Raw genomic sequence first — 1,242 nt, forward strand, 5'->3', positions numbered from 1 at the left:
CAGGGAAAATGCATGAAAAACCGCTCTACGACGGGCCTCGTAGCGCTTTACCAAAAGGACCTCATGTGGTCATTTAGCAGCTTTCGCTCATGGATGATCCGATGCTGACACCGTCTCTTATGCACCATTTATCGATTGTTTCCGACTTCCGCCAGGCGTGGAAAGTGCAGCATCAGCTGTCGGATATCTTGTTTCTGATCGTCTGTGCGGTGATCTGTGGTGCAGAAGGTTGGGATGAAATCGAAGATTTTGGCCACGCGAAGTTGGACTTTCTTCGCCAGTACGGCGATTTTAAGGCTGGCGTGCCGAGCCACGATACCTTGGCCAGGGTGATGGCCCTGGTGAATGCCGAGCAGCTGCAAACTGCATTCGCTGAGTGGATGAAAAGTTGCCATGACGTGACTGATGGCGCAGTGGTAGCCATTGATGGCAAGACATTGCGTGGCTCGTATTGCCGTGGCAAGAACAAGGGTGCGATCCACATGGTCAGTGCCTTCAGCGCGGCTAATGGTGTCGTGCTAGGGCAGGTGAAGACGGCGCAGAAGTCGAATGAGATTACGGCGATTCCCGAGCTGCTAAAGCTACTCAATCTGCAAGGCTGCTTGGTGACAATTGATGCCATGGGCTGCCAGAAAAAGATCGCCACTCAGGTCCTGCAGAAGGGTGCCGATTACCTGCTATCGGTAAAGGGGAATCAGCCAGCTTTGGCTGCCGCCTTCGAGACGGCATTCCCAATAACCAAGGTGGCGAGCTTTTCGGGAGACTCGTATATCACGGATGAAAAGAACCGCGGCCGGCAAGAGACGCGCTATCACATTGTGAGTGAGATTACTGAAGAGTTTCAAGAGCTTAGCTACGAATGGCCGGGCTTGAAAGCGGTAGGGGTAGTGATGAGTTTTCGCCAAGAGGGCGATGAGGCTCCTGAAGAGCCGATGATCCGCTACTACATTAGTTCAGCCGAGTTGACCGCCAAGAAGCTCGCCGAAGCAGCTCGGCAGCACTGGCATATTGAGGCCAAGCTCCACTGGTCTTTGGATGTGGCGCTTCGTGAAGATGCCTGCAAAATCCACCGCGGACAGGCGGCGGAAAACCTCGCTAGGGTCCGGCATATTGCGCTGAATTACCTGAAAGGAGAGAAATCTTTCAAAGGCGGAATTCGGCGGAAACAGAAGAAAGCGGCACTGGTTGAGACATATCTTGCTGACATTCTCGCGGTCTGAAAGCTTTCATGCGTTTTCCCTG

Annotated in this window: 1 protein-coding gene; it reads left to right on the plus strand. The window is 53.3% G+C overall.

All coding sequences use genetic code 11. From position 1 onward, the window contains the following. Positions 1-101: 101 nt before the first annotated feature. Positions 102-1,220 carry an ISAs1 family transposase gene (locus MKZ40_RS16770; protein ID WP_175090797.1) on the plus strand — a complete coding sequence of 373 codons (1,119 nt, stop codon included), beginning with the start codon at positions 102-104 and terminating at the stop codon, positions 1,218-1,220. Positions 1,221-1,242 lie beyond the last annotated feature (22 nt).

The sequence above is a fragment of the Cobetia sp. BMC6 genome (assembly GCF_029991385.1).
Classification (GTDB): Bacteria; Pseudomonadota; Gammaproteobacteria; order Pseudomonadales; family Halomonadaceae; genus Cobetia.